The sequence below is a fragment of the Nitrobacter sp. TKz-YC02 genome (assembly GCF_049852135.1).
Classification (GTDB): Bacteria; Pseudomonadota; Alphaproteobacteria; order Rhizobiales; family Xanthobacteraceae; genus Nitrobacter; species Nitrobacter vulgaris.
Genome location: NZ_CP180728.1, coordinates 3,559,321 through 3,583,933 on the forward strand (window position 1 = coordinate 3,559,321; position 24,613 = coordinate 3,583,933).

Below are 24,613 nucleotides of genomic sequence, written 5' to 3' on the forward strand. Positions count from 1 at the left end.
TAGGTTAAGTCTCGTTTAACGCCTGTGCGATGTCCGCAACCAAATCCGTCGGATTTTCGATGCCTATCGACAGCCGGATCGTGGACTCGAGAACCCCCATTCTTTGGCGGATGTCAACCGGGACGCCGGAATGGGTCATACTTGCGGGCAAACTGGCAAGCGATTCAGTTCCGCCAAGGCTGACCGCTAGCTTGAAAATTTGCAGTGAGTTCAAGAACTTTAGAGCCGCGACTTTGCCGCCAACAATGTCGAAGGAAAAGGTGGATCCCGCACCGAGGCATTGCCTCGCGAAGACACCTCCGGCCGGGGAAGCCTCTTCGTGGTGACCAAGATAGTGCATTTTAGCCACTTTGGGGTGGTCACGCAGGTAATCCGCCACGACCCGCGCGTTCCGGTCAGCTTTCTCCATCCGAATGCTCAGTGTCTCGAGCGACCGGTTGATCATCCAACAGGAATGGGGGTCCAGTTGGGTGCCGATGGCACCTCGCAACGCTTTGACGTTTTTCATGAGCGCTTTTGGGCCAAGCACAGCGCCTGCGATCAGGTCGGAATGGCCGCCGACATATTTGGTCAGCGAGTACAACGACAGATCCGCGCCGTGTTCGATCGGCCGCTGAAACACCGGCCCGAGCAAGGTATTGTCACACGCGACGATAGGCGTATTCCCCTGGGCCCGGCCGATCATCTCGGCGACACGCCGTACCATCGCTATATCGACTAGGCTGTTGGTGGGATTGGCCGGTGTCTCAATAAAAATCATCGCGACCCGGCCTTTGCGCATCGCGTCCTCTGCTGCCAGTCTGACCACGGCTTCGTCAATGCCATCGCTAAAGCCCAGTGCGCCGATGGAAAGGCTCGCAAGCGTCTTCGCAAACAGAGTTTCGGTTCCCCCATAGAGCGGTTGTGAGTGCAGAATGACGTCACCAGGGCGGACGAACGCTAGGATCATGGTCGAAATCGCCGCCATGCCGGACGAAAATAGCGCGCAGTTCTCGGTGCGCTCGTAAACAGAAAGCTTGTCCTCGACGATCTCACTATTGGGGTGATTGAACCGGGAATAAACCAGACCAGCGCCCATCCCCTCCGGAGGCTCGCGCCTACCTGCGACAAAGTCGAAGAAGTCCTGTCCGTCCTCAACTGTCCTAAAAACAAAAGTCGAGGTCAGGAATACCGGTGGTTTGATCGCACCTTCCGATAGTTGCGGATCGTAGCCGTAGGTTAGCATCAGTGTTTCTGGGTGCAACATATGGTTGCCGATGTGGGTCTTCGACGGAAACGGTTTCACCATGGCCTGTCGCCTGTCCTCGCTGGCTGGATTTAGAGCCTAGCATCCCCCGACAATCTCGACATTACCCCCTAAGCTACGAGCACGGCGTCCGCCGCTACACCGTCAGACTGGGCAGATCGAGCCCGTTGGCATGGGCACATGCAATCGCACTTTCGTAGCCCGCGTCGGCATGACGCATAACTCCCGTCGCTGGATCGTTCCAAAGCACCCTCTCAATGCGGCGCGCAGCTTCCGGAGTTCCGTCGGCGACAATCACCATGCCGGCGTGCTGCGAATAGCCGATTCCGACGCCCCCGCCGTGATGCAGCGAGACCCACGTGGCTCCGCTGGCACAGTTGAGTAACGCATTGAGCAGCGGCCAGTCGGACACAGCATCCGAGCCGTCGCGCATCGCTTCGGTTTCACGGTTCGGGCTCGCCACCGAACCGCCATCGAGATGATCGCGACCGATGACGATCGGCGCCTTCAGCTCGCCGCTCGCCACCATTTCATTGAACGCCAGACCCAGCCGGTGGCGATCGCCAAGGCCGACCCAACAGATCCGCGCTGGTAGCCCCTGGAACTTGACCCGTGCTCTGGCCATGTCGAGCCAGTTGTGAAGATGCTTGTCGTCCGGCATCAGGTCCTTAACCCTGGCGTCGGTCCGGAAGATATCTTCGGGATCTCCCGAGAGAGCCGCCCACCGGAATGGTCCTATGCCTCGGCAGAACAGTGGACGGATGTAGGCCGGGACGAAGCCGGGGAAATCGAATGCGTTCTTCAACCCCATGTCCTTCGCCATCTGGCGAATGTTGTTGCCATAGTCGAACGTGGGAATATCCTGGGCGTGAAAATCCAGCATGGCCTGGACGTGGTCGACCATGGAGGTCTTGGCTGCCGCTTCGACCGCTTTCGGATTGGCCTCACGCCTGAACTCCCACTCGGCGAGCGTCCAGCCCTTCGGCAGGTAACCGTTGATCGGATCGTGCGCGCTCGTCTGGTCGGTGACAATGTCGGGCCTTACCCCGCGGCGAACCAGCTCGGGAAAAATATCTGCGGCATTGCCGAGCAGGCCGACCGAGACCGGTTTCTTGCTCTGCGTCGCCTGCACAATGATCGCGAGCGCCTCATCAAGCGTGCCTGCTTGACGGTCGAGGTAACCCGAGCGCACCCGCCTCTCGATGCGGCTCGGCTGGCATTCGATCGCAAGCATCGACGCACCGGCCATCGTCGCGGCAAGTGGTTGGGCGCCGCCCATACCGCCGAGACCCGCCGTCAGGATCCACCTGCCCGCGAGGCTGCCGCCGTAATGGCGTCGCCCCACCTCGACAAACGTTTCATACGTCCCCTGTACGATGCCCTGGCTGCCGATGTAGATCCACGATCCGGCCGTCATCTGCCCAAACATCATCAGCCCGAGCCTGTCCAGTTCATTGAAGTGATTGAGCGTCGCCCAGTGCGGCACCAGGTTCGAATTCGCGATCAGCACGCGCGGCGCATCGGGATGAGTGCGGAAAATTCCGACCGGCTTGCCCGACTGGACGACCAGCGTCTGGTCGCCTTCGAGCTTGCGCAGTGCGGCAACGATCCGATCGAAACTGTCCCAGTCGCGGGCTGCACGACCAATCCCGCCATAGACGACAAGTTCGTTCGGCCGTTCGGCAACGTCCGGATCGAGATTGTTCATCAGCATTCGGAGCGGCGCTTCCGTTAGCCAGCTCTTGGCGCTGATCTCGGACCCGTGCGGCGATCGGATCGTACGGTCGTTGTCCAGTCGGCGGTTCATCACAAATGACCTTACCCGGCAAGTATTGGAAACGGGTTCTTCTCGAGTACCGAAATCGCGGCGGCCGGCAATGCGCCGGCTGCGACCAGCACCGTTGCCTTGGCGAGATCGTCGGCCATGTAGCGATCGGCACCAAGCGCCGGCACCTGCTCGCGCAACACTGCAATAACAGCCGCAAGCGCAGGGCTGGTCGAATGCGGCCAACGCTGCCCGATGCCTTGCGCCGCAACCAGCAATTCAATACCGAGTATGGTGGCAAGATTGTCCGCCATATCCGACAATCGGCGCGCAGCGTGCGCAGCCATCGACACGTGATCTTCCTGGTTGGCACTGGTCGGAGTCGAATCGATCGAGCAGGCCGAGGCGCGTTGCTTGTTCTCGGCATAAAGCGCGGCCGCCGTCACCTCGGCAATCATGAGGCCGGAGTTGATGCCCGGCTCGGGGGTCAGGAACGGCGGCAGCCCGAAATTCAGCGCGGGATCAATGAGCGTGGCGATGCGTCGCTCGCTGATCGCACCGATCTCCGATAATGCCAGCGCAATCTGGTCGGCGGCAAATGCGACCGGCTCAGCGTGAAAATTTCCTCCCGATACGATCTCTCTGGTCTCGACCAGCACCAGCGGATTGTCGGTGACGGCGTTGGCTTCGATCGTCAACGTGCGGGCGGCTTGCATCAGCAGGTCAAGCACGGCGCCGGCCACCTGCGGCTGGCAGCGCAGGCAATAAGGATCCTGCACGCGCTCGTCGCCTTCGAGATGCGCGTTGCGAATATCGCTCCCTGCCAGCAACTCGGTCAGGACCGCGCCGGCTGCAATTTGGCCTGCATGCCCTCGCAGTTCTTGGATCTCCGGGCGAAACGGGGCAGTAGAAGCCATGGCCGCATCGACCGACAGGGCACCTGTCACCAGCGTCGCGCAGGCCAAGCCATGGGCGCGCAACAAGCCGGAAATGGCATAGGCCGTCGAAAACTGCGTACCGTTGATCAGGGCGAGGCCTTCCTTCGGTCCGAGGGTCAAGGGCGTGAGATCGGCGGCGGCGAGCGCGTCGAGGCCCGGTACAAGTTCGCCACCGACCAGGGCCTGACCTTCGCCGATCATGACAGCCGTCATATGCGCAAGGGGGGCCAGATCACCAGACGCTCCCACCGATCCCTGCTGCGGCACGAGCGGATAAACGCCTCGCGCCAGCATGGCCTGGAGTTGCTCGATGACATCGCGGCACACGCCCGAAGCGCCTCGCCCCAATGAGACGATCTTCAGCGCCATCATCAGGCGAACAATCGCTTCGGGCGTAGGCGGTCCTACCCCGCAGCAATGCGATACAATGAGATTGCGCTGCAGCAGCGCCGTCTGGTCGGGCCGAATGCGTTTCGACGCCAGTTTTCCGAACCCTGTATTGATGCCGTATGCCGGAGCTTCCGCACCCGCGGCCTCAAAAACAATAGCCGATGCTGCCTCGACGCGCGGCCAGAATGATGGATCGAGTACGACGGCCGCGCCCGCAAGCACTTGCGCCAGATCGTCGAGGCTGACCCTTCCGGGCGAAACAACAATGGATGCGTCCCGGTCGCTCATCGTCCCATCCATACCCGGCTGTGCAACGGGTTGAAGCCCATCCGGTAGATCAGCTCGGCCGGCCGGTCGATATCCCAGATCGCGAGATCGCACCATTTGCCGGCCTCGAGCGTACCGGTCTCACCGAGGAGACCCAGTGCACGCGCGGCTTCCCGCGTCACACCGGCAAGACATTCGGCAACGGTCATCCGGAATAGCGTCGCGCCCATATTCATGGCCAGCAGAAGCGACGTGAGCGGCGAGCTGCCGGGATTGCAGTCGGTGGCCAGCGCCATGTTCACGCCGTGGGCGCGGAACAGTTCGACCGGTGGCTTCGTCGTCTCGCGAATGAAATAGAACGCGCCCGGCAGAAGGACTGCCACCGTACCGGCCTGCGCCATGGCCGCGACGCTGGCGTGATTTGTGTACTCCAGATGATCGGCAGACAAAGCGGAAAATTCCGAAGCAAGCGCTGCTCCGCCGAGGTTCGACAGCTGATCCGCATGCAACTTGACCGGCAGTCCAAGCGCCTTTGCCGCACGGAATACCCGCGCCGTTTGATCTCCCGAAAAAGCTATGCCTTCCATGAAGGCATCGACTGCGTCGGCTAACCCGGCCTGCGCCACTGCCGGCAGCATTTCGCGGCAAACGAGGTCGATGTATCGATCTTTGTCGCCATCAGCTTCTGGAGGCAGTGCGTGTGCGCCAAGAAACGTGGTCCGGATGGTGACCGGCCGGCTGCGGCCTACCGCACGTGCGGCTGACAGCTGTCGCATCTCGGTTTCGGTGTTGAGCCCATAGCCGGATTTGATCTCTACCGTCGTCACGCCCTCGCCGATCAGAGCGTCGAGCCTTGGCAGCGCGCTGGCAACGAGTTCAGCCTCGCTGGAGGCCCGCGTCGCAGCGACCGTCGAGACGATACCGCCGCCCGCAAGCGCGATCTCTTCGTAGCTTGCTCCCCGTAGCCGCAGCTCGAACTCGTGTGCACGGTTTCCGCCGAAAACCAAGTGGGTATGACAATCGACCAGCCCAGGCGTGATCCACCGCCCCGCGCAATCGATCCGGTCAGCGGCATCGGCATCCGGCGAAAAGTTGGAACGCTCGCCCGCGAAGACGATGCGGCCATCGCGCGCCGCGATCACGCCCCACTCGATCACACCAAGATCGGGCAGATCCGCCCGAACGGTGACGAGCCGTGCATTGTGCCAGATACGATCGAAGCGCTCGGCCATGCAGCTCCCTCAACGGCAGAAGCTTGAGGGTCGATATGTCCATACATATGATCGTGTCGATGCTCTGTCCACCGGTTTGGAAACATGTCCACGCTGCATTTCGCATCAGCACTGCTTCCCTCCGGGTGGGAGGATGACGTGCAGGTGGTCGTGACGGACGGGACCATCACCAAGGTTACGATCGGCACGGCGCCGGGAACCCACGATGAACGCCACCAGCTGGCAATCCCCGGAATAGCGAGCTTACACAGTCACGCATTCCAGCGTGGCATGGCTGGGCTCGCCGAAACGCGCGGCAATACTGCGGATACGTTCTGGACGTGGCGCCAGACGATGTATCGGTTCGCGCTGGACATGACTCCCGAAGACATCGAAGCCGTCGCAACATTGCTCTATGTCGAGATGCTCGAGCAGGGGTATACGCGCGTCGGGGAATTCCACTATCTCCATCACGACCACGACGGCAGGCCCTACGCCAACCCTGCCGAGATGGCGACTCGAATTGCGCGAGCCGCCGAGATCACCGGCATCGGGCTCACACTGCTGCCGAGTTTCTACGCGCACAGCTCCTTTGGTGGAGCCGTACCACATGCCGGCCAGCGCCGGTTCATCTGCTCGATCGACCAGTTCGCCAAGCTGACTGCCGCCACACGGATGGCCGTCCGCGCATTGCCTGGGGCCAATGTCGGTATCGCTCCGCACAGCCTGCGGGCCGTGACGCCGGACGAATTAGCTGCAATCGTGCAACTGGCCGGAGCCTGTCCGGTTCATATCCATGCCGCCGAACAGATCAAGGAAGTCGAGGAATGCATTGCCTGGTCGGGCCGGCGGCCGGTTGAATGGCTGCTCGAACATGCACCCATCGATCAGCGCTGGTGCCTTATCCATGCGACCCATATGACCGCGACAGAAATCGCCTCGCTTGCCAAGAGCAGCGCAGTCGCCGGGCTCTGTCCGGTTACCGAGGCGAGCCTCGGCGACGGCATTTTTCCAACGCGCGAGTACCTTGATGCGGGCGGCCGGTTCGGCGTCGGCACAGATTCCAATATACTGGTCGGCGTCGCCGACGAACTGCGTCAGCTCGAATATGGCCAGCGGTTAAAGCACTGGGGGCGCAATGTGTTGTCTGACGGTCCGGGCGCCTCCACCGGTCGGGCACTACTCGACACCGTGCTAGAGGGCGGCGCACAGGCGCTCGCGCAGCCGACCGTCGGACTCCAGGCAGGTGCACGCGCGGACATCGTGACCCTCGACACCATGCATCCGTCGCTCGCCGGACGTCGCAGGGATGCCGTCCTCGACGGCTGGATTTTCGCAGCAAATGCGGGTGCCATCGCTTGTGTCTGGGCGGGAGGAGACAAAGTCGTCGAAGGTGGGCGCCACCGGCTCCACCAGAAAGCGCGCGACACATTCAACGCAGCCGTGCGAAGGCTCGTGGTATGAGTCCCTCCACAGATCGCGACAAACTCCAGGCAGCCGACAAACCGACGCTGTACAAGCAGATCCGTGTGTGTGCCGAAAACCTCATCCGAGTTGATGATGTGACGGAATCGCCTAAGCTGGTGGAACGATCGGGCTGCTCTGTTTCGCTTTGGCCGTCCTGACCTCGCCATTCAAGCCGTACCTTCACACAGCGACGACGATAACATCAAGTACGCCAAGCCCGGCCGCAGCGACATCTTTCCGTAGGGTTACGCACTAGGGACTGCGCACCCCTCGGCCCTCCTCGTCCCTAGTCGTTCATGCCCCCAGCTCTTCAACGGGCTGGCGGCGTTGGTTTGCGGCGCACCATCCAAAGCTCATCTTTGGGGTTCAGATTGCGTCGCGGGGTGCGGCGGATTCTCGGCTGACTCATCGTGCGTGTTGCGGCCGGGCGAGATCAGCAGGAGGCCGAACAGCACCAGGATGACCGCGCCAGCGATAGCCCAGCGGGTGGTGTTGGTGCGCCTCGCATCGCTCGTTCTCCTGGGAGGCTCGTCGTCATTGGGGATTGTCATGGCTGCGCTCCCTGCCTGTTCAGGAAAGCAACCTCACCGGGACGTGACCGTTCCTAAGGGAACGCACACGGGCGCGTGATAGCAAGCATCAGGGAGAGCCGGAGGTTCGCCGCCCGTCCATTTGAATGCGGGCAACGGGTAGTTCGATTCCCGTGCAATTCGGCATGCTTCATAGTCTGGTGACTTATCCGGAGCGGCTGCGGTTCGACTCTGCACGGCTCGAAAGCGCGTGGTACAATTCCGGTATGAGTGCGGACGAAGCATTCCTGCGGCACCTCCTCAGCGGCATCGTGCTCCAGCAAGTCCGACATGCCGCTCCTGATAGGGAAAGCGGGGCAGAGCATCCATGCGGTGCGGCAATGAGCAATCAAATCCTGGTTTTTTACGGTTCTTATCGTTCTGATCGGATGGGTATCCGCCTCGCCGAATTCGTCGTTGAGCGGTTGCGGCGCCGCGGCGAAGTCGTCGAACTGATCGATGCCAAGGCGGTCAACCTTCCGATTCTCGACAGAATGTATAAGGAATTTCCACCGGGAGCAGCGCCCGAGCAGCTCCACCGGTTGGCCGGAAAGATTCGCGATGCCGATGGCTTCGTATTCGTCACCGGCGAATATAATTGGGGTATCCAGCCGGGACTGAAAAACCTGACAGATCATTTTCTCGAGGAGTGGTTTTGGCGCCCCGCTGCGATCGCAAGCTATTCGGCAGGACGCTTCTCCGGTGCACGCGCCGCAATCGCGTGGCACGGCACACTTTCCGAGATGGGCATGGTGGTGGTTTCAAGCACGATCGCGGTTGGTCCCATTGCACAGACCCTCGCGGCTGATGGCGCTCCGCTGGGTGCGGGTGGCGAGGCTCTCGAAAGGGCGTTTCCGCGCTTTGCCGACGATCTGATGTGGTGGGTGGAAGCGGCAAAGATGCAGCGACAACGCAAGAAACCGCCGTATTGATCGCTGGTTGTCGCGACGGCGTCGCACATGTCCGCCCCGGAATCGTTATAAACGATGAACTGGCTTATACTGGGAGCGTCGGCGAGACTATCCAACCAGACTGGATATCACGCGTGAATTCAGTCCAACCGCGAAGGAGAGGCCGATGAAATCGCTTTTGCTGCTTACGGCGAGCGGTCCGCTGCTCATTCTCACGTCGCACGAGTCCTTGCACGCTCCGAAGCTTCTCGAAGAGCTCAAACACAAAGGGATTGGCAAGTTCGTCGCCTTTGATGTTCCAGTGTCGCTCGCTAGGCAGCGCTACGGCGGGCATTTTCAAGCCGTCGAGAGCGGTCTGCACGAGACCGATGATTTGAGAGTGCTCGACCTCAACGGCCAGCGGGTCTTTCAGCTCTTTCGTTTCGATGAACTCGGTGCGCCGATCCTTCAAGAACAGCCGTGACCTGGTTTTATCTTGAAGCATGATCCGAAAACAGCCTGGGACTTCCTAGAACAAAGTGTCGGTTAGTCCTAGCGATGTAGCACGATGTCCGAACATATTGATGGTGCAGTCCGCAGAATCGGTCGACAGAGAATGCGGCCGGCTGTCTCGACGGCACGTGATATCGGCGCGTCCTTGTTCAATGACAAATGGGTGCGCGTGCCGTTGTAGTAGCTCATGTACGAGAGCAGCACGTGACGCAGATGGCGTTCGTCGACTACCACGATATGATCAACGCATTCCCTGCGGATCGATCCGATAGCCGTTCAGCATACGCATTTTGCCACGGTGAGCGAGGAGACGTCGGACGATCTCGAATGCCGATGGATCGAACCCGACGCAGGAATATTTCGCCGTATGCGCCATCGCGGTCCCCGATCAGGTAACGAGGGATTTGCTCCCAGCCACACGCCTCCGTCAGTTGTTTGGCACGGCGATCCCGTCAGCGTGGTTACGAATGGACGTTTTACAACCCTGCGACGTAGGGGCCCTCCTCCGCGCCATATACTTGGCCACACGGGGTCTGGCCAATCTCGATGCCAACCTTGAGAAGCTCACCATGGATTCTCGGCGCTCCCCACAACGGATTGGCGATGCTCGGCTCGCGGATCAGCCGGCCACCGGCACACTTTTGAAACACGCTGCGACTCCAAAAGGACTGGCGCAATTGCTTCGGTGGGTGCATGCTTCAGCAGCTGGATAGTTGCCCCGACCGCACGGAGGGTCGGTGGTCGGGCTGCGAGGAGGGTTGGCCATGCGTCATAAACCACTACTCGATAGTCGGGTCGCTTATACTACGGGCGTGATCGGTCTTGGGTTGCTTCCCTTCGCTATGGCGTTTGCCGCAATCCTCATTCCGTGATCGCTAGAGCATTTTTCGAGCAGTTGCGTCGTATCCAGCGGCGGCGAGATGATTTTGACATTCATCGAGTGAGAAGCCTTTGAGAGCAGATAGGATCGTTCAACAATTGAGCGACCTCAATCCCGAGCTTGAGCAGTTCACCATGGATACGCTGCGCCCCCCAAAGCGGATTTTCGATACTCATCTGCCGGATCAGCGCGCGCAGCTCCGTCTCGATCTGAGGTCGCCCTCCAAGTGGACGCGATCTCCACCGCCAATAGCAGCGAAAGCAGCTTGCACCACAAACAATCAACTGATTGTCGAAGCACCGCGTTCTCAGCTTCAAGCCGCAACTTCGACTTGAATGGCGAGGCCAAGACGGCCAGAGCGAAACAAAACAGCCCGATCATTCCGCCAGCTTAAGCGATTCCATCACGTCATCAACTCGGATAGGGTTTTCAGTACACACACCTTGCGAGCACGTGCAAAACAGGTGGTTCACGACATCAGCTCAAGCGTGGACTTGAGTGCGACCAGGAAGCGTGCGGCCTCGCCGCCGGTCACGATGCGATGGTCGAAGGTGAGCGACAACGGCAGCACACGTCTCACCGCAGGCTGCCCCCGATACGCAACTGCCTGCTGGGAAATCCGTCCGGCTCCTATGATTGCGACCTGCGGCGGCACGACGATCAGATTGGCAAACCGGCCGCCGATCATCCCGAAATTCGACAGCGTAATGGTCGCGTCGCGCAGCTCTTCAAGGGGTATCGAGCGCGCGATTGCGTCAGCCCGCAGGCGGTCGAGGCCGGCCCGCAAGTCCGATACGCTGCGCTCTGCGACATTGCGCAACACGGGAACGATGAGGCCGCCCTCGGTATCGACGGCGATGCCGAGATCGACGCGCGCGATGAGACGCCGTTCTCCCGTGCCGGAATCATACCAGGCATTGAGCGCGGACTCTGCCTTGCAGGCGGCAGCGACGGCCCGGACCAGGCGGATCGTCACGTCCTCACCCGTCGGCCAATCGTCGATATCGGCTTCATCAGTTACGGTGGCGGGGACGATTTGCGCATGGGACGCAGCCATGCGTTGGGCCATCGCGCGCCGCATGCCTCGCACGGGTTCGGCGCAGCAGATTTGGAACATACGCTTCGCAGCCCGCTCGACATCGGCCCGTGTGACGGTGCCGCCGGGTCCTGTGGCCTCGACGCTCTCAAGATCGACATCGAGCCTGCGCGCGAGCGCGCGCACGGCCGGAAACACCTGAGGCTGCTGTTGCCCGGTCGTCCACCCGGAGGAGATTCCCGCCGGAGGCGGATTTTCGCCGCCGCCGAGTTCGCCGACAATTGTGCCAGTGTCCTGTTCGGCGCCTTCGGCAAATTCGATCAGCGGCATGCCGACTTTCACGATATCTCCCTTGGTGCCAAACACGTGAGCGATGCGTCCGTTCGACGGCGAGGGAATCTCAACGACCGCCTTGTCGGTCTCGACGGAAACGAGCGGTTGATCGGTGACGACGTGATCGCCTTCGTTGACATACCAGGCGACGATCTCCGCCTCTTCGAGACCTTCTCCTAGATCCGGCAGCATGAACTGGCGCATAGAACAAAGTCCGTTGAGATTCAGCTGAACTGGCACACCTTGCGTGCCCCTGTGACGATGCGTTCGACCGAAGGTACATAGTATTGCTCGAGGCGTGCCATCGGAATGACGGTGTCATAGCCGGTGACGCGGGTTACAGGCGCGAGCAGCGAGGACAGGCCACGTTCGGCTATAAAGGCTACGATCTCGGCTCCGAATCCGCCGGTGCGTGCCGCCTCGTGCACGATGAGGCAACGTCCGGTCTTCGCGATCGATCTGAGCACGGTGCCTTCATCATAGGGTCTGAGCGTGGCAATATCGATGACCTCGGCAGCGATGCCTTCGGCGGAGAGCGCATCGGCCGCGGCCACGGTCTCTTTTACCGCCGCGCCCCAACTGATCAGCGTGATGTCGCGACCCTCCCTCAGGACGAAGGCACGATCCAGCGGCAAGGCTTCGCCATCGTCCCGCACCTCGCCTTTCGCCGTGCGGTACAAGCGCGTTGGCTCCAGAAACACCACTGGATCGGGATCGCGGATCGCGGCGAGGAGAAGTCCATAGGCGCGTTCCGGCGAAGAGGGGATGACAACGCGCAAGCCGGGAATATGGGCGAGCATCGCCTCGGTGCTTTCGGAATGATGCTCGGGCGCACGAATGCCGGCCCCGTGCGGCGTGCGCAGAACCATCGGACAGGTGAGCCGTCCCCGGGTGCGGTTACGCATTCGGGATGCGTGATTCACCAGTTGATCCAGGCAGGGATAAATAAACCCCATAAACTGGATCTCGCCGACGGGCTTTAGCCGCTGCGCCGCCATGCCGACGCAGAGCCCGCTGATCAGCAGTTCAGCAAGCGGCGTATCAAGGACGCGCCCCGCTCCAAAGCGCTTCTGCAGGCCCGCAGTCGCGCGGAAGACGCCTCCGTTGACGCCAACGTCTTCGCCAAGCACGACCACATCGGGATCGTCCTCCATCGCGCGTCCGAGCGCCAGGTTGACGGCTTCCACAAGCGTTACCTCAGGCATCTTGCTCTCCCGCGAGTTCACGGCGCTGTGCGGCATAGACCTCGGGCAGATCGGCATAGAGATGATCGAACATGGTTTCCGGCCGGCGTGGTGCCATTGCCAGATAGCGCTCGACAGCCGCCTCGACGCGCTCATGGCATTCGGTGGCGAGCCGTTCTTCGTCTGCTTTGCCCCACATTTTTTGACCCACAAGATAAGCCCTCAAGCGGGCAATCGGCTCTTCCTTCCAATGAGCCTGGACTTCGTCAGCCGAACGATAGCGTGAAGCGTCATCGGAGGTCGTATGGTCGCTGAGGCGGTAGGTGACCGCCTCGATGAAGTGGGGGCCATTGCCGCAACGGGCTGCGGCAATGGCCTCTTCGACCGCGGCGCGCATCGCCACTACGTCGCTGCCGTCGACCTGCTCGCCACTGAATCCTGCGGCGATAGCTTTTTGCGCCAGTGTTTCGGAAGCGGTCTGCAGTCGCACCGGCACCGATATAGCCCATTGATTGTTGGTGGCGACGAACACGACGGGCAATTTGTGCACGCCGGCAAAATTCATAGCTTCGTAGACGTCGCCTTTCGAGGTGGCGCCATCGCCGAACAGGCACACGGCGACACGCGGCTCCTTGCGCAGCCTGAAGGCATAGGCGACGCCGGCGGCATGAGGCGCCTGAGATCCCACGGGAACGCAGAGTGGAAAATCGTGGACCGGTCCGGAGAAACAATTGCCTCGTTCGTCCCCGCCCCAGAACAGCAGGATCTCTTCAAGCTTGACGCCGCGCCAAACCAACGCGCCATTGTCGCGATAGGAGGGCAACAGCACGTCTTCTTCCCGCATCGCACTGGCTGTCCCAACTGATACGGCCTCCTGGCCGAGCGAAACGGCATAAGTCCCAAGCCGGCCGGTGCGCTGCAATGCAACAGCCTTTTTGTCGAAGAGGCGCAGTAGCACCATTGCCCTGTAGAGCGCGATGAGCCGGTTGGGATCGGATGCGAAAGCGGGGAGCGGCCGAGCTATCGAGCCATCTGGCGCGAGGTAGTTGCGATGGCGCACCTCAAAGCGCGCAATCACGGGGAGATCTTGGTTTACCCGTCGGCTGGCCACGCTCTCGCTCCCGGAGCGATTGTGTCTTCTACAATCAGTTGGTGTTTGTGCGGAGACCATGCAAGTTTCCCTTTATGCGCCCCCTGTCGTTGCTGCACTGTAGGTTTGCTGGAATCGATCGACACGATTGTGGAAACGACGCAGCGACGGTGACCTGACTGGGCTTTTTTTGGGCCAAGCGATGTGAGAGAGTTGGCTTGGCAAAGGAGCTTTTCAGATGCCGACGAAGCGGTTTAGCTCGGAGCAATTGTCATAGTGCTTCGCCAGACTGCAGTTTTGATTCGCAGGGCAAGACGCCGGCTGTGGCGTGCCGGAAAGCCGGGATATCGCAGCAGAGTTATTGCCTCTATGGACGGCTCTCCCGTTGAAATCACCTAAACTGGCGAAATGATCGGACTGCTCTGTTTCGCTTTGGGCGTCCTGGCCTCGCCATTCAAGTTGAAGTTGGCTTAAGCCGAGAACGCGGCGCTTCGCGCATGAGTTGATCGTTTTTGCGGCGCAAGCTATCCTCGAAGGCGCGGGCAAATCATTTTCAAGAGAAACGCGCTCCCATTTGTCATTGGACAAGGACGCGCTGATGTCACGTGCCGCCGAAAACATCCGGACGCATCATCTGCTACCCGGTCCTTGGCGGACTGCACCATCAGTATGTCCGGGTTCAATATGAAGGCACAGGCGCTCGGCATTTCTCACATACTGACCGCTGCGTGGATGGTACGGCAATATTGTGCCAGACCGTCGTGCGAGACCACGAATTGTTTCAATGGCTGTTCGCTTTTCTGAAGCTCGCCGGCGTGCCTCGCACCCTCGACGATCTCTATTGGGTGATGTCAGACGAATCATGCGGGCCATTAGCCCGACCATCGTCACGTAAGCTTGATTAAGTCTGAGCAAGAAATTGAGAATAATCCTATATCCTTCGGCATTGAGACACGTTGCTGCCAGCAATCCGTTGCCGTTGTCTTTTCCCGGCGGGGACTTCGCTGGCATGGCCCGAAACAACTGATTTTGGGGAAAGGGACGATGCGCATAGCAACGGGGCTAATCCTAGCAGGCGCAATCGCTGTGAGTGCCGTTGGCGCAGTATGGTTGAAGACTCCAACTCTGCGCGCCAGTAGAGTACCGAGTGCTGCGCCGGATCACACTGCCGCCTCGGCCCGCGTGCCCGCGATCACTTCCGTTCTCGTCACAGATCCCAGCCCTGCAAAGGCAATCGTTCTGCCGCCCCCACCTCTCCCCGCTGCGCAACCGGCAAGAGCCGCTTGCAACAATCCGAGCGCGCTCGGCGTCGCACGCACAGTCGAGATCGACACGACAGGCGGCCCTGGATTTGGCTTCGAGCATTTCAAGCAGCTCGATTTCCTGCGCGACAAGGAAGTGGTCCTGACGTTTGACGATGGCCCATGGCCGCTCAATACGCCCGCCGTCCTCAGGGCACTGGCGGATGAATGCACGACCGGCATTTTCTTCTCGATCGGCAAGCACGCGACCTATCACCCGGAAATCCTCAAGCAGGTTTACGCAGCCGGGCACACCGTCGGATCTCACACATGGTCACACGCCGCCCTCACCAATAAGAAACTCACGGAGGCTCAGCGCAAGGGAGAGATCGAAAAAGGTTTCAGCGCAGTGAAGTGGGCCTTGGGCGTTTCGCCCGCCCCATTCTTTCGCTTCCCAGCGCTGCAGCATCCGCCGGAAGTGGTGGCCTATCTCGGCGAGCGCAACATCGCGATATTCTCCTGCGATCTCGACTCCTTCGACTTCAAGGCACGCAATGCGCAAGCCGTCATTGATGTGACGATGAAGAAGCTCGACAAGCTCGGCAAGGGCATCATCCTGATGCACGATTTCCACAAGCATACGGCGGAAGCCTTGCCCGAATTCCTGAAGCGGTTGAAAGCCGGCGGATACAAGGTCGTGGCGATGCGCTCCAAGGCTCCGGTGCAGACCCTGCCGCAATACGACGAAGAGCTCTTGAAAGACGCGAAGTTGCCGACCGTAAGCTCCAGGCCGGTGTCCAGCGTCGTCCAGACGATTTCAGAATAAGATCCTGCTATATCCGAAGTCAGGCGCATGCAGGCTGGTCGCTGGTCAAGGCGCGCTACGACGGCGGCGGGTTCTCTGGCGGATCGACCGATCGCCCTACCCTGCAGCGGTTCTTGGCAGATGTCATGGCCCGCCGGATCCACATCATCGTCGTCTATGAGGTGGACCGGCTGACCCGCTCTCTGGCTGACTTCGCCAAGCTGGTCGAACTGTTCGATGCCCATGGCGTCTCGTTTGTCTCGGGTCGGCGGCATGGTTCCGCTAGGCTACATCCTCAAGGATGGTCAGCTTCACATTCACGAGGAGAGGCCAATATCGTTCGTCTGATCTTTCAGCGCTATCTGGAACTCGGCAGCGTCAACCGCCTCGGTCAAGGATCTGAAGGAGCGGGGCTTTAAGTCCAAGGTCCGGCAGCTGGCGTCAGGCAGAACGCGAGGAGGTGTGCCGTTCACGCAGGGGCCGTTGTTTTATATGCTGCGTAACCGTTTTTATCTCGGCGAAGTCAAGTTTAAGGGCGAGATTCTGCCTGGGCCACAGCCTGCTTTGCTCGACCGCACACTGTTTGATCTCGTTCAACAAAGGCTGACCGAACAGTGGTCCCATCGGACGACGACACGTATCCGAACCCGCGCTCTCCTTGCCGGACTGCTGTTTGATGACGCCGGCCATCGCATGATCTTGACCTACTCCAGTCGGGACCGCGTTCGACATCGCTATTATGTCTCTGCGCCCTGCATCCGGGGTCAGGCGGATACACCCATTGGCTCGGTCACCCGCGTGCCTGCGTCAGAGCTGGAAGTCACGATCTCCAAGGCGGTCATTGCCAACACGGACATCGATGAATCGTTTTCGAACGAAACGCTGTCTCGAGACACCCTTGAGCGGTTTGTCACCCGCATTGAGGTTCGCAAGAACCAATTGGCAATCAATCTGAGATCTGAAGGAAACGACAATCAAGAGATCCTGAGTCCCTACGATCCGAATTCGGCTGAGCAACCCGCCCTCACCTCGCGCACCGTCGTCGTGCCCTGGAAGAAACCATCAAGGCCCGCCTGAGAAATTCTGCTGCCGGCGAATACGCCAGAGCATCGCCCCCGGCCCATGAAGGCTGAACGCCGGTCGGCTCTCATCCGATCGATCGGGCGCGGCCGCCTTTGGCTTCAGGAGATCGTGGAGGGCCGCGAAACAATCGAAAGTCTCGCCGCTCGGCAGCATTGCAGCACCCGACATATCAATATGACGATCTCCCTCGCTTTCCTTGCACCTACCCTTGTGACAGCAACAGTTGAAGGACGATTTCCTCGCGGGATCGGTGTCGCTGCCCTCCGCGATGCGCCGGCTGAATGGTCACAGCAGATGAGGCGCCTCGGCTTAGCACCGACAGGTGCTGCCGCTTGTGCCGGCCGGTAACCCCGCCTTATCCCGCCTATGAAATTCCCAGGAACGGGAAATTGCGCCGCAGAGACAGAGCCTCAAAATCAGCCCAGACGGGTCACGGAGACGGACCCTCCGCAGATCAAAGTGTGGAAAAGCCCGCCACTAGCAGGCCTTTTGCGTCAGTCTCTGAAAATCTGAGAAATAGCAGACTGGGTGGTGGCGGACGCAGTCGGATGCGAACCGGTCTCCCTGTTATTTGGGCTAAACAGGGTGATTTCTTGCAAAAAACAGGGAGACGTATAGCGACGATCGTGACTTGCGCCTGCCTCGTAGCGCTTTCTGTGATTTTTCTGAAAGAGGATATCAGGGAGTAACAGGGAGGCGGCCCCTTAGAAACACGATCGAAAAGACAAAAACACGGCCTTTTCGTAAGCGTCCATTTCTCGCACCCTTGTTCGATCGTTAGCGACCCCGATCTGTTCCTGTCTTCAATTTGAAGATGGAGAGAACAGCATGACGAGCGAACATCGAGGGTGGAGGCGTCAAGGCGAGGATTTTTGGCGGGCGCATCACGAGGCATGGACGCGTAGCGACTTGAATCAACGTCAATATTGTGAAGCGCAAGGCATTCCGCTCAAGGCGTTTGGCAACTGGCGATCGTTGTTTAAAGTGGAGCCACAGCCGCCCAAGCGGAAGCTGTTGTATCGACGACGCTCCTTAAGTCCTCCCCTTAGTCCGCCGTTAAGTCCCCTCGTAAGTCCGGGATCTTATCCCTCCTCGGCGGCAGCGGAGCCCATTGTTCCAAGACCACGTGAAGGGCATCGGCGACGGTTCAGCGAAGCCGACAAGCGTTGGATTCTTGAAGAGATGATACGGTCCGGCGCGAGCGGCAGCGAGATCTCGCGCCGCTACGGCATCGCTCCGCGCGTTCTGCGCCGATGGAAGCAGGACGTTGCCGCAGCGAAAGAGCTGGGCTTCGTCACTGTGCAGATCGCCGACGGAGCGACACCTGCGGCCGAGAGGGCCATGCCATGACGGCCTTGCTTCCTCCAAACGTAAAGGTGCACCTGGCTCTGGGCTACATCGATATGCGCAAAGGCATCGACGGTCTCGCGATGCTGGTGCAAGGCGTCCTGCACCAGGATCCATTTACCGGACATCTGTTTGTCTTCCGAGGTCGCACCAGGGCCAACCTTATCAAGATCATCTACTGGGATGGCACCGGCTTCTGCCTATTCACAAAACGGCTCGAGCACGGCGTCTTTCTGTGGCCGCCGAGCATTGCGCCTGGCGAAACGCTGTCGTTGACCTCAGCACAGCTGTCGCTGCTGATCGAAGGTGTCGATTGGCGCGCGCCCGAGCAACGCTGGCGTCCGGCAATTGCCGGATGATCTGCGACCGATTGACTCGATGATGCAAGAAATGCGGCGAGAACGGTGCGAGTCAGTTAGATTCTTCTCGTATGAACGTCGATCTCGCCGCACTGCCCGACGACGTGGAGACGCTGCAAAAGCTGGTGCGTTCGCTTGTAGCCGAGCGCGTCAGCCTCAGCGAGGCGAAGGCCGAGATCGAACGGCTCAATCTCATCATCAAGAGGCTGCAGCGCAACCAGTACGGCCGCCGGGCTGAGCGGCTCGATGACGAGCAGTTGCAACTCGGCTTCGAAGACCTCAACGCCGATCTTGCGCGCGTCGAAACTAGCCTTCCGCCTCCGCCAGCCGAGAGCCGTCCCCCGAGGACCCAAAGCGAGCGCCCGAGCCTGCCGGTGCACTTGCCCCGCGAGGATGTCAGGCTCGATGTTGAGCATCAAACCTGCCCTTGTTGCGGCGGCATACTGCACTTGATCGGCGAAACGACGAGCGAGATGCTCGACCATGTGCCGGCGCGGCTGCGGGTCATCCGAATCTGCCGGCCGCGCTATGGCTGTCGGGCCTGCGGGACTATCCATCAAGCGCTAGCACCAGAGCGGCCGATCGCCAAGGGGCTGGTCTCCCCGGCTCTGCTCGCCCATGTTCTGGTCTCCAAATACTGCGATCACCTCCCGCTTTACAGGCAGAGCCAGATCTTCGCCCGGCAGGGCGTCACGTTGGACCGCTCGACCTTGGCGAACTGGATCGGCGGCGCCTGCTGGTGGCTGGAGCCCCTTCAATCCAAGCTCGCTGAACACATCTTTGCATCGCAGAAACTGTTCGCCGACGACACGCCGATCCCGGTACTCGATCCCGGCCGCGGCCGCACCAAAACTGGCCGGTTGTGGGTGTACGCCCGCGATGACCGGCCTTGGAACGGACCGGATCCGCCAGCCGCGGTCTATCTCTACAGTCCGGATCGCAAGGCTGAGCGTCCCGCTGCTCATCTGGCCAACTTCAGCGGCATCGTTCAGGTCGACGGTTATCCCGGGTTCGATCGGCTTCGCGACGGCGGCACCATCCAGCTCGCAGCTTGTTGGGCTCACGCCAGGCGGAAGTTCTACGAGGTGCAGCAGGCGACCGCCTCGCCTGTCGCGACCGAAGCGCTGCGACGCATCGCCGAGCTTTACGTGATCGAGGCCGCCATCCGCGGCCAGACCGCGGAAGCACGGCAAAGCATGCGTCGATCAAAGTCGTTGCCTCTGGTCACGGCGATGAAAGCATGGCTTGAAATGCAACTCGCCCAAATCCCGCCGCGCAGCGGGCTCGCCGATGCCACTCGCTATGCCCTGAGCCGCTGGGATGCTCTTTGCTGCTTCCTCAATGACGGCCGCATCGAGCTCGACACCAACACCGTCGAACGCGCCATTCGCCCCATCACGCTCGGACGAAAGAACCACCTGTTCGCCGGATCAGATGGCGGGGCTCAGCGCTGGGCCACAGTCTGCTCCCTCATCACCACGGCAAAGCTAAATGACGTCGAGCCCTTCACCTATCTCAAGGACATCCTTGAACGAATGTCGGCCGGTCATCCCATGAGCCGGCTCGATCAGCTCTTGCCATGGAACTGGCGCCCGGCAACTATCCTCAACTAAGATGACGTGTCAGGAATAGACGCTTACGGCTCAAGCGCGAGCTGCGCTCCGAATGTGATCTGTGCCTCGATTTGCAGATGAGGGTAAAACTCCGTCTGTGCACCCGAGAATGGACCCGGGATTTTCGTCGAGTCCTGGAAACCGAGCCGCCTCAGTGCCTCGCAATTGCGCCATCCCCCCTCAGGCCGTCGTGGACGCAGGGCAGGTTTCGGCATAGGATCAGATAGACCTCTACCCCACCGCTGCCTGCTATTCCGCTCGGACGTTTCGTGGAGCTTCTGTCTATGGCGCGGTTATGTATTCGTTCTCGAACGCAACGCCGTTCGCAGAGATCATTTCTAGGTTCGACACGTTTAGGCCCTAGGCTGCCAACGACGCCCGCTTTTTGCAGTGCCAGATGCAGGGGGGAAGGCAAGGTGCAGAAATGCTAAGGGACGATCCGGATAGTGGGGGCGGCCCTAACCACCGTACAAGTCGGAACGTACTCGGCGAGCCGCTTCAACTCTGTTCGATCAAGCCGATGACGGGGTTTTATCGGGACGGCTGCTGCGACACTGGGTCAGAGGACATTGGCAATCACACAGTCTGCGTTGTGGTCACTGCAGCGTTTCTCGATTTTTCTGTATCGCGCGGCAACGATCTCTCGACTCCATTGCCGGAGTTCAGCTTCCCAGGCCTGAAGCCCGGTGACCGATGGTGCTTATGTGCACCCCGCTGGCAGGAGGCATTCCAAGCAAACCAAGCACCGCGAGTGGTCTTGCGCGCCACTCATGAGGGTGCGCTGATACATTGCTCGCTCGCCGATCTCAAACGCTTTGCAATGGATCTAGCGTGACCACCCAACCGCGTCATGATGGCAGCAAACCCAAGGGCGAGCGCGGCATGGTCTTTCCGATACCGCTGTTGCCAAGCGCGATGAATTTCTTCCCGGTGTAGAATGAACTCGAGCATAAGCGTAGGTCAAGAATGACCGTGAAGCCGAAGGCGTCGAGGCTCTTCACGGCGGGGACCTGTGTGTGCCGAAAACCTCATCCGAGTTGATGATGTGACGGAATCGCCTAAGCTGGTGGAATGATCGGGCTGCTCTGTTTCGTTCTGGCCGTTCTGGCCTCGCCATTCAAGTCGAAGTTGCGGCTTGAAACTGAGAACGCGGCGCTTCGACATCAGTTGATTGTTTTGCGGCGCAATCTGCGTGGCCGTGTTCGACTCGCAAACAGCGATCGCTGGTTCTTTGTCCAGCTGTATCGCTGGTTTCCATCAATCCTGAAGGTTCTCACCATCATCCGGCCCGAGACGCTCGTGCGTTGGCACAGAGCCGGTTTTCGCTGCTACTGGCGTTGGAAGTCGCGCCCGCAGGGAGGGCGCCCGCGGATCGACGCGGAGCTACGCGTATTGATCCGGCGGATCAGCGTCAAAAATCCGCTTTGGGGCGCGCCCCGCATCCACGGCGAACTGCTCAAGCTCGGGTTTGAGGTCGCGCAGTCGAGCGTCGCCAAGTACATGGTCAAACGACGGGCCGCTAAGCCAAGGGTGGCGGACTTTTCTGCGTAATCACGCGCCGGATATTGCCGCTATGGACTTGTTCGGTGTCCCGACGATCGGTTTCGACCTGCTCTATGCCTTCGTCATCGTCCGGCTCGATCGCAGAGACCTCGTCTGGATCAACGTCACAACAAACCCGACAGCGGAGTGGATTGCGCGTCAGATCACGGAGGCGTTTCCTTGGGATGAAGCTCCGCACTACCTCATCCGCGATTGCGACCGGATCTACGGCAGCGTCGTCACGCGTCGATTGCGCGCCATGGGTATCCGGGACAGCCCACCGCACCGGCTTCACCCTGGCAAAATGGCTTTGCTGAACGGCTGATGGGATCGATCCGGGGCGAGGCGCATCTGCGCCGGATACTCAAATCTTATGCTGACTATTACAACGGCATCCGAACGCATCGATCCCTGAACAAGGATGCGCCGGTTCTCGCCCGGTTCAGCGAACCGGTGTGATCAGTTCACGCGCCATCCTGGGCGGACTTCATCATCATCGCTACGCCCGTGTTTAAGTTTTCGGTACACACAGGCGTCATCTCACCACGCGGCAGCGGAAATGTTTTGATCGAGGTCAAACAGGGGTGGCTATTGCACTGCAATGAATACCCGCGTTACGTTCCAAGCTGATCGGACGTACTACGCCGCCGGCCTTGTTGGGAGGCATTCCATGCGCGCGATGGTGCTCTCGGCTTCAGCCACACCGCTCCAGATGCAGGAGCGCGACGATCCAATCCCTGGCGACGGAGAGATCCGCGTCAAAATCAGTGCGTGTGGAGTTTGCCGCACCGACCTCCATGTCGTTGATTCGGAACTCCCCGGCATCCGCTATCCGATCATCCCTGGTCATGAAATCGTTGGCAGCATCGACCTGATGGGTATCGGCGTAACCGGTCATCAGATTGGTGACCGCATTGGGATCCCCTGGCTTGGGTACACCTGCGGCGTTTGCCGTTATTGCCGCCTCGGCATGGAGAATTTGTGCGACCGCCCCCTTTTCACCGGCTACACCCGCGATGGCGGCTTCGCAACCCACACCATCGCCGATGCGCGCTATGCTTTCGCGATCGGCCGAACCGGCGATGACGTGTCAGTCGCGCCGCTATTATGTGCCGGCCTGATAGGTTGGCGGTCGCTGGTCATCGCGGGCAACGCCGAACGGCTCGGTATCTACGGATTTGGGGCGGCAGGTCATATCGTCGCTCAGATCGCCGCCTGGCAGGGACGCTCGGTGTTTGCCTTCACCCGCACCGGCGATGTCGCGGCGCAAGACTTCGCCAGGCAACTTGGCGCCGTCTGGGCCGGTGCATCCGATCAGCGTCCGCCGGCCGTGCTGGATGCCGCCATCATCTATGCTCCGGCCGGTGAATTAGTCCCGCTCGCCCTGCGTGCAGTTCGCAAAGGTGGCCGGGTTGTGTGCGCTGGAATTCACATGAGCGATATTCCGTCATTCCCATACAGTCTCCTTTGGGAGGAGCGGCAACTGCTGTCCGTTGCCAATCTGACGAGGCAGGACGGCATCGGTTTCTTCAAGATCGTTCCTCAGGCCGGAATTCACATCCGCACGACGACTTTTCCCCTCGACAAGGCAAACGACGCCCTTGCCATGCTGAGGGCAGGACAACTGCTGGGGGCAGCCGTTCTTCAACCCTAACCAAAGCCGGACATGACAAGCCCGACCACCCAGGAAACGGCCATTCAGCGGAAAGTCCTTGCCTTCCTAGTCGCCCCCGCGTGGCGATGCTGACGTTCGCCGCATCGACACCCACGCCGCGGTGGTCTTTCTCGCAGGCGAGGGGCCTTGTTCAGCGCCGGTTTACAGCTGAGCTGCGCATCGAGATCGTGGAAGCTGCGACCAAGCTGGCCGACTACGCTAACGAACCACTGGAATGACGACGCATGGTGACCGATGCCGAAGTCAAGGATCAGATTGACCGCTCCGACCGCTTCCGCGATGAACTGCGTGACGCAATTGCGGCAACGCCTGTTGCGCAACGGCGGGCCTTATTCCTTGGGCACGAGTTCGACGATTACCACACGTGTCATGCCATCCGCCGCGTTCTTAGCGGACATCTGACCGGGTGGGTGATTTTCCCTTGCGCTCTCGAAATACGTCGAACCCGCCTTGAAAGTCTGTGTCTCCCGGTCTTTCCATGCAACGGAAATGACGCCCTCCACGACATAGCGAAGGCCCGGTCCCTTATGGGTATGAGGCGGAATTTCGGCACCGGGCTGTAACTCCAACATGGTTAGCTTCATAACGCGCTCACCCGCCGGAAGGTTACCGAGATCGACCTGCTGCAGCACCGTACCCTTAAACTTCATGTCCTCGGCGTGCGCCAAGGATACAGCCAAGCACGCTGCGAGCATGGAGGTCAGCAACATTGAGTGAGAAAGTCGCATTGTAGTCTCCCGTTCTAGAGCCTCCCTGTGTGTACCGAAAACCATATCCGAGTTGATGACGTGATGGAATCGCTTAAGCTGGCGAAATGATCGGGCTGCTTTGTTTCGCTTTGGCCGTCGTGGCCTCGCCATTCAAGTCGAAGTTGCCGCAGCGGCGTCGCGATTGCCAGCGCCAATACGATCGGAAGCCCGCGCTGTGCCATCTTATAACAGTGTCCGGCTTAACGATCGCAAGCGCACGACAGGTCTGAGGGAACAACCGGTAAAGACCAATGAAAATCAGGCGGTCAATTGGGTTGAAAGCAAGCTTGCGAGGCGCCCCTCGCCGCAGCACATTGATTTGTTGCCGCAATACCAAAATCTCGGCCTCAAGCGCAGCTCGTGACCGGAAAAGATCCGTGAACATCCGCCAGATCAGTCTGCACAGGTCCAACATCACGC

The 24,613-nt window shown here is 60.1% G+C and carries 26 protein-coding genes; 15 read left to right on the plus strand and 11 right to left on the minus strand.

The genetic code is table 11. The features are described from left to right. Positions 1–4 precede the first annotated feature (4 nt). From ACM561_RS17105 to hutI, 4 genes are all read right to left on the minus strand, one after another. Positions 5–1,288, minus strand: coding sequence for a cystathionine gamma-synthase family protein (locus ACM561_RS17105; protein WP_425906644.1), 1,284 nt, complete (start codon positions 1,286–1,288; stop codon positions 5–7). Positions 1,289–1,382: 94 nt separating this feature from the next. Further along, entirely contained in the window at positions 1,383–3,053 is a 1,671-nt protein-coding gene (hutU, locus tag ACM561_RS17110; protein ID WP_425906646.1) for a urocanate hydratase, read from the minus strand. A gap of 11 nt (positions 3,054–3,064) precedes the next feature. Then, positions 3,065–4,627: a histidine ammonia-lyase gene (gene hutH, locus ACM561_RS17115; protein WP_425906648.1), complete on the minus strand. Its 1,563-nt coding sequence runs from the start codon at positions 4,625–4,627 to the stop codon at positions 3,065–3,067. After that, positions 4,624–5,838 (minus strand): imidazolonepropionase, encoded by a 1,215-nt coding sequence (hutI, locus tag ACM561_RS17120; protein ID WP_425906650.1) that lies wholly within the window; start codon positions 5,836–5,838, stop codon positions 4,624–4,626. Before hutI ends, hutH begins: the two co-directional genes overlap by 4 nt. A gap of 84 nt (positions 5,839–5,922) precedes the next feature. Here hutI and ACM561_RS17125 point away from each other — a divergent pair, with 84 nt between their 5' ends. After that, positions 5,923–7,281: a formimidoylglutamate deiminase gene (locus ACM561_RS17125; RefSeq protein ID WP_425906652.1), complete on the plus strand. Its 1,359-nt coding sequence runs from the start codon at positions 5,923–5,925 to the stop codon at positions 7,279–7,281. Between the two features lie 356 nt (positions 7,282–7,637). Here ACM561_RS17125 and ACM561_RS17130 read toward each other — a convergent pair whose 3' ends face one another. Then, positions 7,638–7,835: a hypothetical protein gene (locus ACM561_RS17130; protein ID WP_425906653.1), complete on the minus strand. Its 198-nt coding sequence runs from the start codon at positions 7,833–7,835 to the stop codon at positions 7,638–7,640. 359 nt (positions 7,836–8,194) lie between these two features. Between ACM561_RS17130 and ACM561_RS17135 the strand changes: the two genes are divergently transcribed. Together ACM561_RS17135 and ACM561_RS17140 are read left to right on the plus strand one after the other, a co-directional pair. Then, a complete protein-coding gene (locus ACM561_RS17135; RefSeq protein ID WP_425909808.1) occupies positions 8,195–8,785 on the plus strand; it encodes an NADPH-dependent FMN reductase in 591 nt (196 codons plus the stop codon). Between the two features lie 145 nt (positions 8,786–8,930). After that, positions 8,931–9,227 (plus strand): cytosolic protein, encoded by a 297-nt coding sequence (locus ACM561_RS17140; RefSeq protein WP_425906655.1) that lies wholly within the window; start codon positions 8,931–8,933, stop codon positions 9,225–9,227. Positions 9,228–9,732: 505 nt separating this feature from the next. Here ACM561_RS17140 and ACM561_RS17145 read toward each other — a convergent pair. Continuing rightward, entirely contained in the window at positions 9,733–9,906 is a 174-nt protein-coding gene (locus ACM561_RS17145; protein WP_425906657.1) for a hypothetical protein, read from the minus strand. Positions 9,907–10,207: 301 nt separating this feature from the next. Between ACM561_RS17145 and ACM561_RS17150 the strand changes: the two genes are divergently transcribed. Next, positions 10,208–10,471, plus strand: a complete 264-nt coding sequence (locus ACM561_RS17150) for a hypothetical protein (RefSeq protein ID WP_425906659.1) — start codon at positions 10,208–10,210, stop codon at positions 10,469–10,471. Between the two features lie 134 nt (positions 10,472–10,605). Here ACM561_RS17150 and ACM561_RS17155 read toward each other — a convergent pair whose 3' ends face one another. The 4 genes from ACM561_RS17155 to ACM561_RS17170 all read right to left on the minus strand — a co-directional run bounded on the left by ACM561_RS17155 (position 10,606) and on the right by ACM561_RS17170 (position 14,367). Beyond that, entirely contained in the window at positions 10,606–11,709 is a 1,104-nt protein-coding gene (locus ACM561_RS17155; protein WP_425906661.1) for a dihydrolipoamide acetyltransferase family protein, read from the minus strand. A gap of 20 nt (positions 11,710–11,729) precedes the next feature. Further along, positions 11,730–12,710 (minus strand): alpha-ketoacid dehydrogenase subunit beta, encoded by a 981-nt coding sequence (locus ACM561_RS17160; protein WP_425906662.1) that lies wholly within the window; start codon positions 12,708–12,710, stop codon positions 11,730–11,732. Then, positions 12,703–13,860 (minus strand): pyruvate dehydrogenase (acetyl-transferring) E1 component subunit alpha, encoded by a 1,158-nt coding sequence (gene pdhA, locus ACM561_RS17165; RefSeq protein WP_425906664.1) that lies wholly within the window; start codon positions 13,858–13,860, stop codon positions 12,703–12,705. The genes ACM561_RS17160 and pdhA overlap by 8 nt, the downstream gene beginning before the upstream one ends. Positions 13,861–14,013: 153 nt before the next feature. Next, the gene (locus tag ACM561_RS17170) at positions 14,014–14,367 is read right to left on the minus strand and encodes a hypothetical protein (RefSeq protein ID WP_425906666.1); all 354 of its coding nucleotides are present in this window, start codon (positions 14,365–14,367) and stop codon (positions 14,014–14,016) included. A 456-nt stretch (positions 14,368–14,823) separates the two neighbouring features. Here ACM561_RS17170 and ACM561_RS17175 point away from each other — a divergent pair, with 456 nt between their 5' ends. The 11 genes from ACM561_RS17175 to ACM561_RS17225 all read left to right on the plus strand — a co-directional run bounded on the left by ACM561_RS17175 (position 14,824) and on the right by ACM561_RS17225 (position 23,423). Continuing rightward, a complete protein-coding gene (locus ACM561_RS17175; RefSeq protein WP_425906667.1) occupies positions 14,824–15,846 on the plus strand; it encodes a polysaccharide deacetylase family protein in 1,023 nt (340 codons plus the stop codon). A 41-nt stretch (positions 15,847–15,887) separates the two neighbouring features. Then, positions 15,888–16,244, plus strand: a complete 357-nt coding sequence (locus ACM561_RS17180; RefSeq protein ID WP_425909810.1) for a recombinase family protein — start codon at positions 15,888–15,890, stop codon at positions 16,242–16,244. 16 nt (positions 16,245–16,260) lie between these two features. Then, positions 16,261–16,902, plus strand: coding sequence for a recombinase family protein (locus ACM561_RS17185; RefSeq protein ID WP_425909812.1), 642 nt, complete (start codon positions 16,261–16,263; stop codon positions 16,900–16,902). Positions 16,903–17,736: 834 nt separating this feature from the next. Next, positions 17,737–18,258 (plus strand): IS66 family insertion sequence element accessory protein TnpA, encoded by a 522-nt coding sequence (gene tnpA / locus ACM561_RS17190; protein ID WP_425905410.1) that lies wholly within the window; start codon positions 17,737–17,739, stop codon positions 18,256–18,258. Further along, positions 18,255–18,614 carry an IS66 family insertion sequence element accessory protein TnpB gene (gene tnpB / locus ACM561_RS17195; RefSeq protein ID WP_009798194.1) on the plus strand — a complete coding sequence of 120 codons (360 nt, stop codon included), beginning with the start codon at positions 18,255–18,257 and terminating at the stop codon, positions 18,612–18,614. Before tnpA ends, tnpB begins: the two co-directional genes overlap by 4 nt. Positions 18,615–18,685: 71 nt before the next feature. After that, complete coding sequence (gene tnpC, locus ACM561_RS17200; RefSeq protein WP_425905412.1) at positions 18,686–20,227, plus strand: IS66 family transposase; 1,542 nt, start codon at positions 18,686–18,688, stop codon at positions 20,225–20,227. Positions 20,228–20,651: 424 nt separating this feature from the next. Continuing rightward, on the plus strand, positions 20,652–21,062 hold the full coding sequence (locus ACM561_RS17205) for a DUF2237 family protein (protein WP_425906669.1): 411 nt from the start codon (positions 20,652–20,654) through the stop codon (positions 21,060–21,062). Positions 21,063–21,298: 236 nt separating this feature from the next. Further along, positions 21,299–21,778 carry a hypothetical protein gene (locus ACM561_RS17210; RefSeq protein ID WP_425906671.1) on the plus strand — a complete coding sequence of 160 codons (480 nt, stop codon included), beginning with the start codon at positions 21,299–21,301 and terminating at the stop codon, positions 21,776–21,778. A gap of 22 nt (positions 21,779–21,800) precedes the next feature. After that, positions 21,801–22,094 carry a hypothetical protein gene (locus tag ACM561_RS17215; RefSeq protein ID WP_425906673.1) on the plus strand — a complete coding sequence of 98 codons (294 nt, stop codon included), beginning with the start codon at positions 21,801–21,803 and terminating at the stop codon, positions 22,092–22,094. Beyond that, positions 22,094–22,228 (plus strand): hypothetical protein, encoded by a 135-nt coding sequence (locus ACM561_RS17220; RefSeq protein ID WP_425906675.1) that lies wholly within the window; start codon positions 22,094–22,096, stop codon positions 22,226–22,228. The genes ACM561_RS17215 and ACM561_RS17220 overlap by 1 nt, the downstream gene beginning before the upstream one ends. A 211-nt stretch (positions 22,229–22,439) precedes the next feature. Further along, a complete protein-coding gene (locus tag ACM561_RS17225) occupies positions 22,440–23,423 on the plus strand; it encodes a zinc-dependent alcohol dehydrogenase family protein (protein WP_425906677.1) in 984 nt (327 codons plus the stop codon). Positions 23,424–23,773: 350 nt separating this feature from the next. Here ACM561_RS17225 and ACM561_RS17230 read toward each other — a convergent pair whose 3' ends face one another. After that, positions 23,774–24,172: a cupin domain-containing protein gene (locus tag ACM561_RS17230; protein WP_425906679.1), complete on the minus strand. Its 399-nt coding sequence runs from the start codon at positions 24,170–24,172 to the stop codon at positions 23,774–23,776. Positions 24,173–24,613 lie beyond the last annotated feature (441 nt).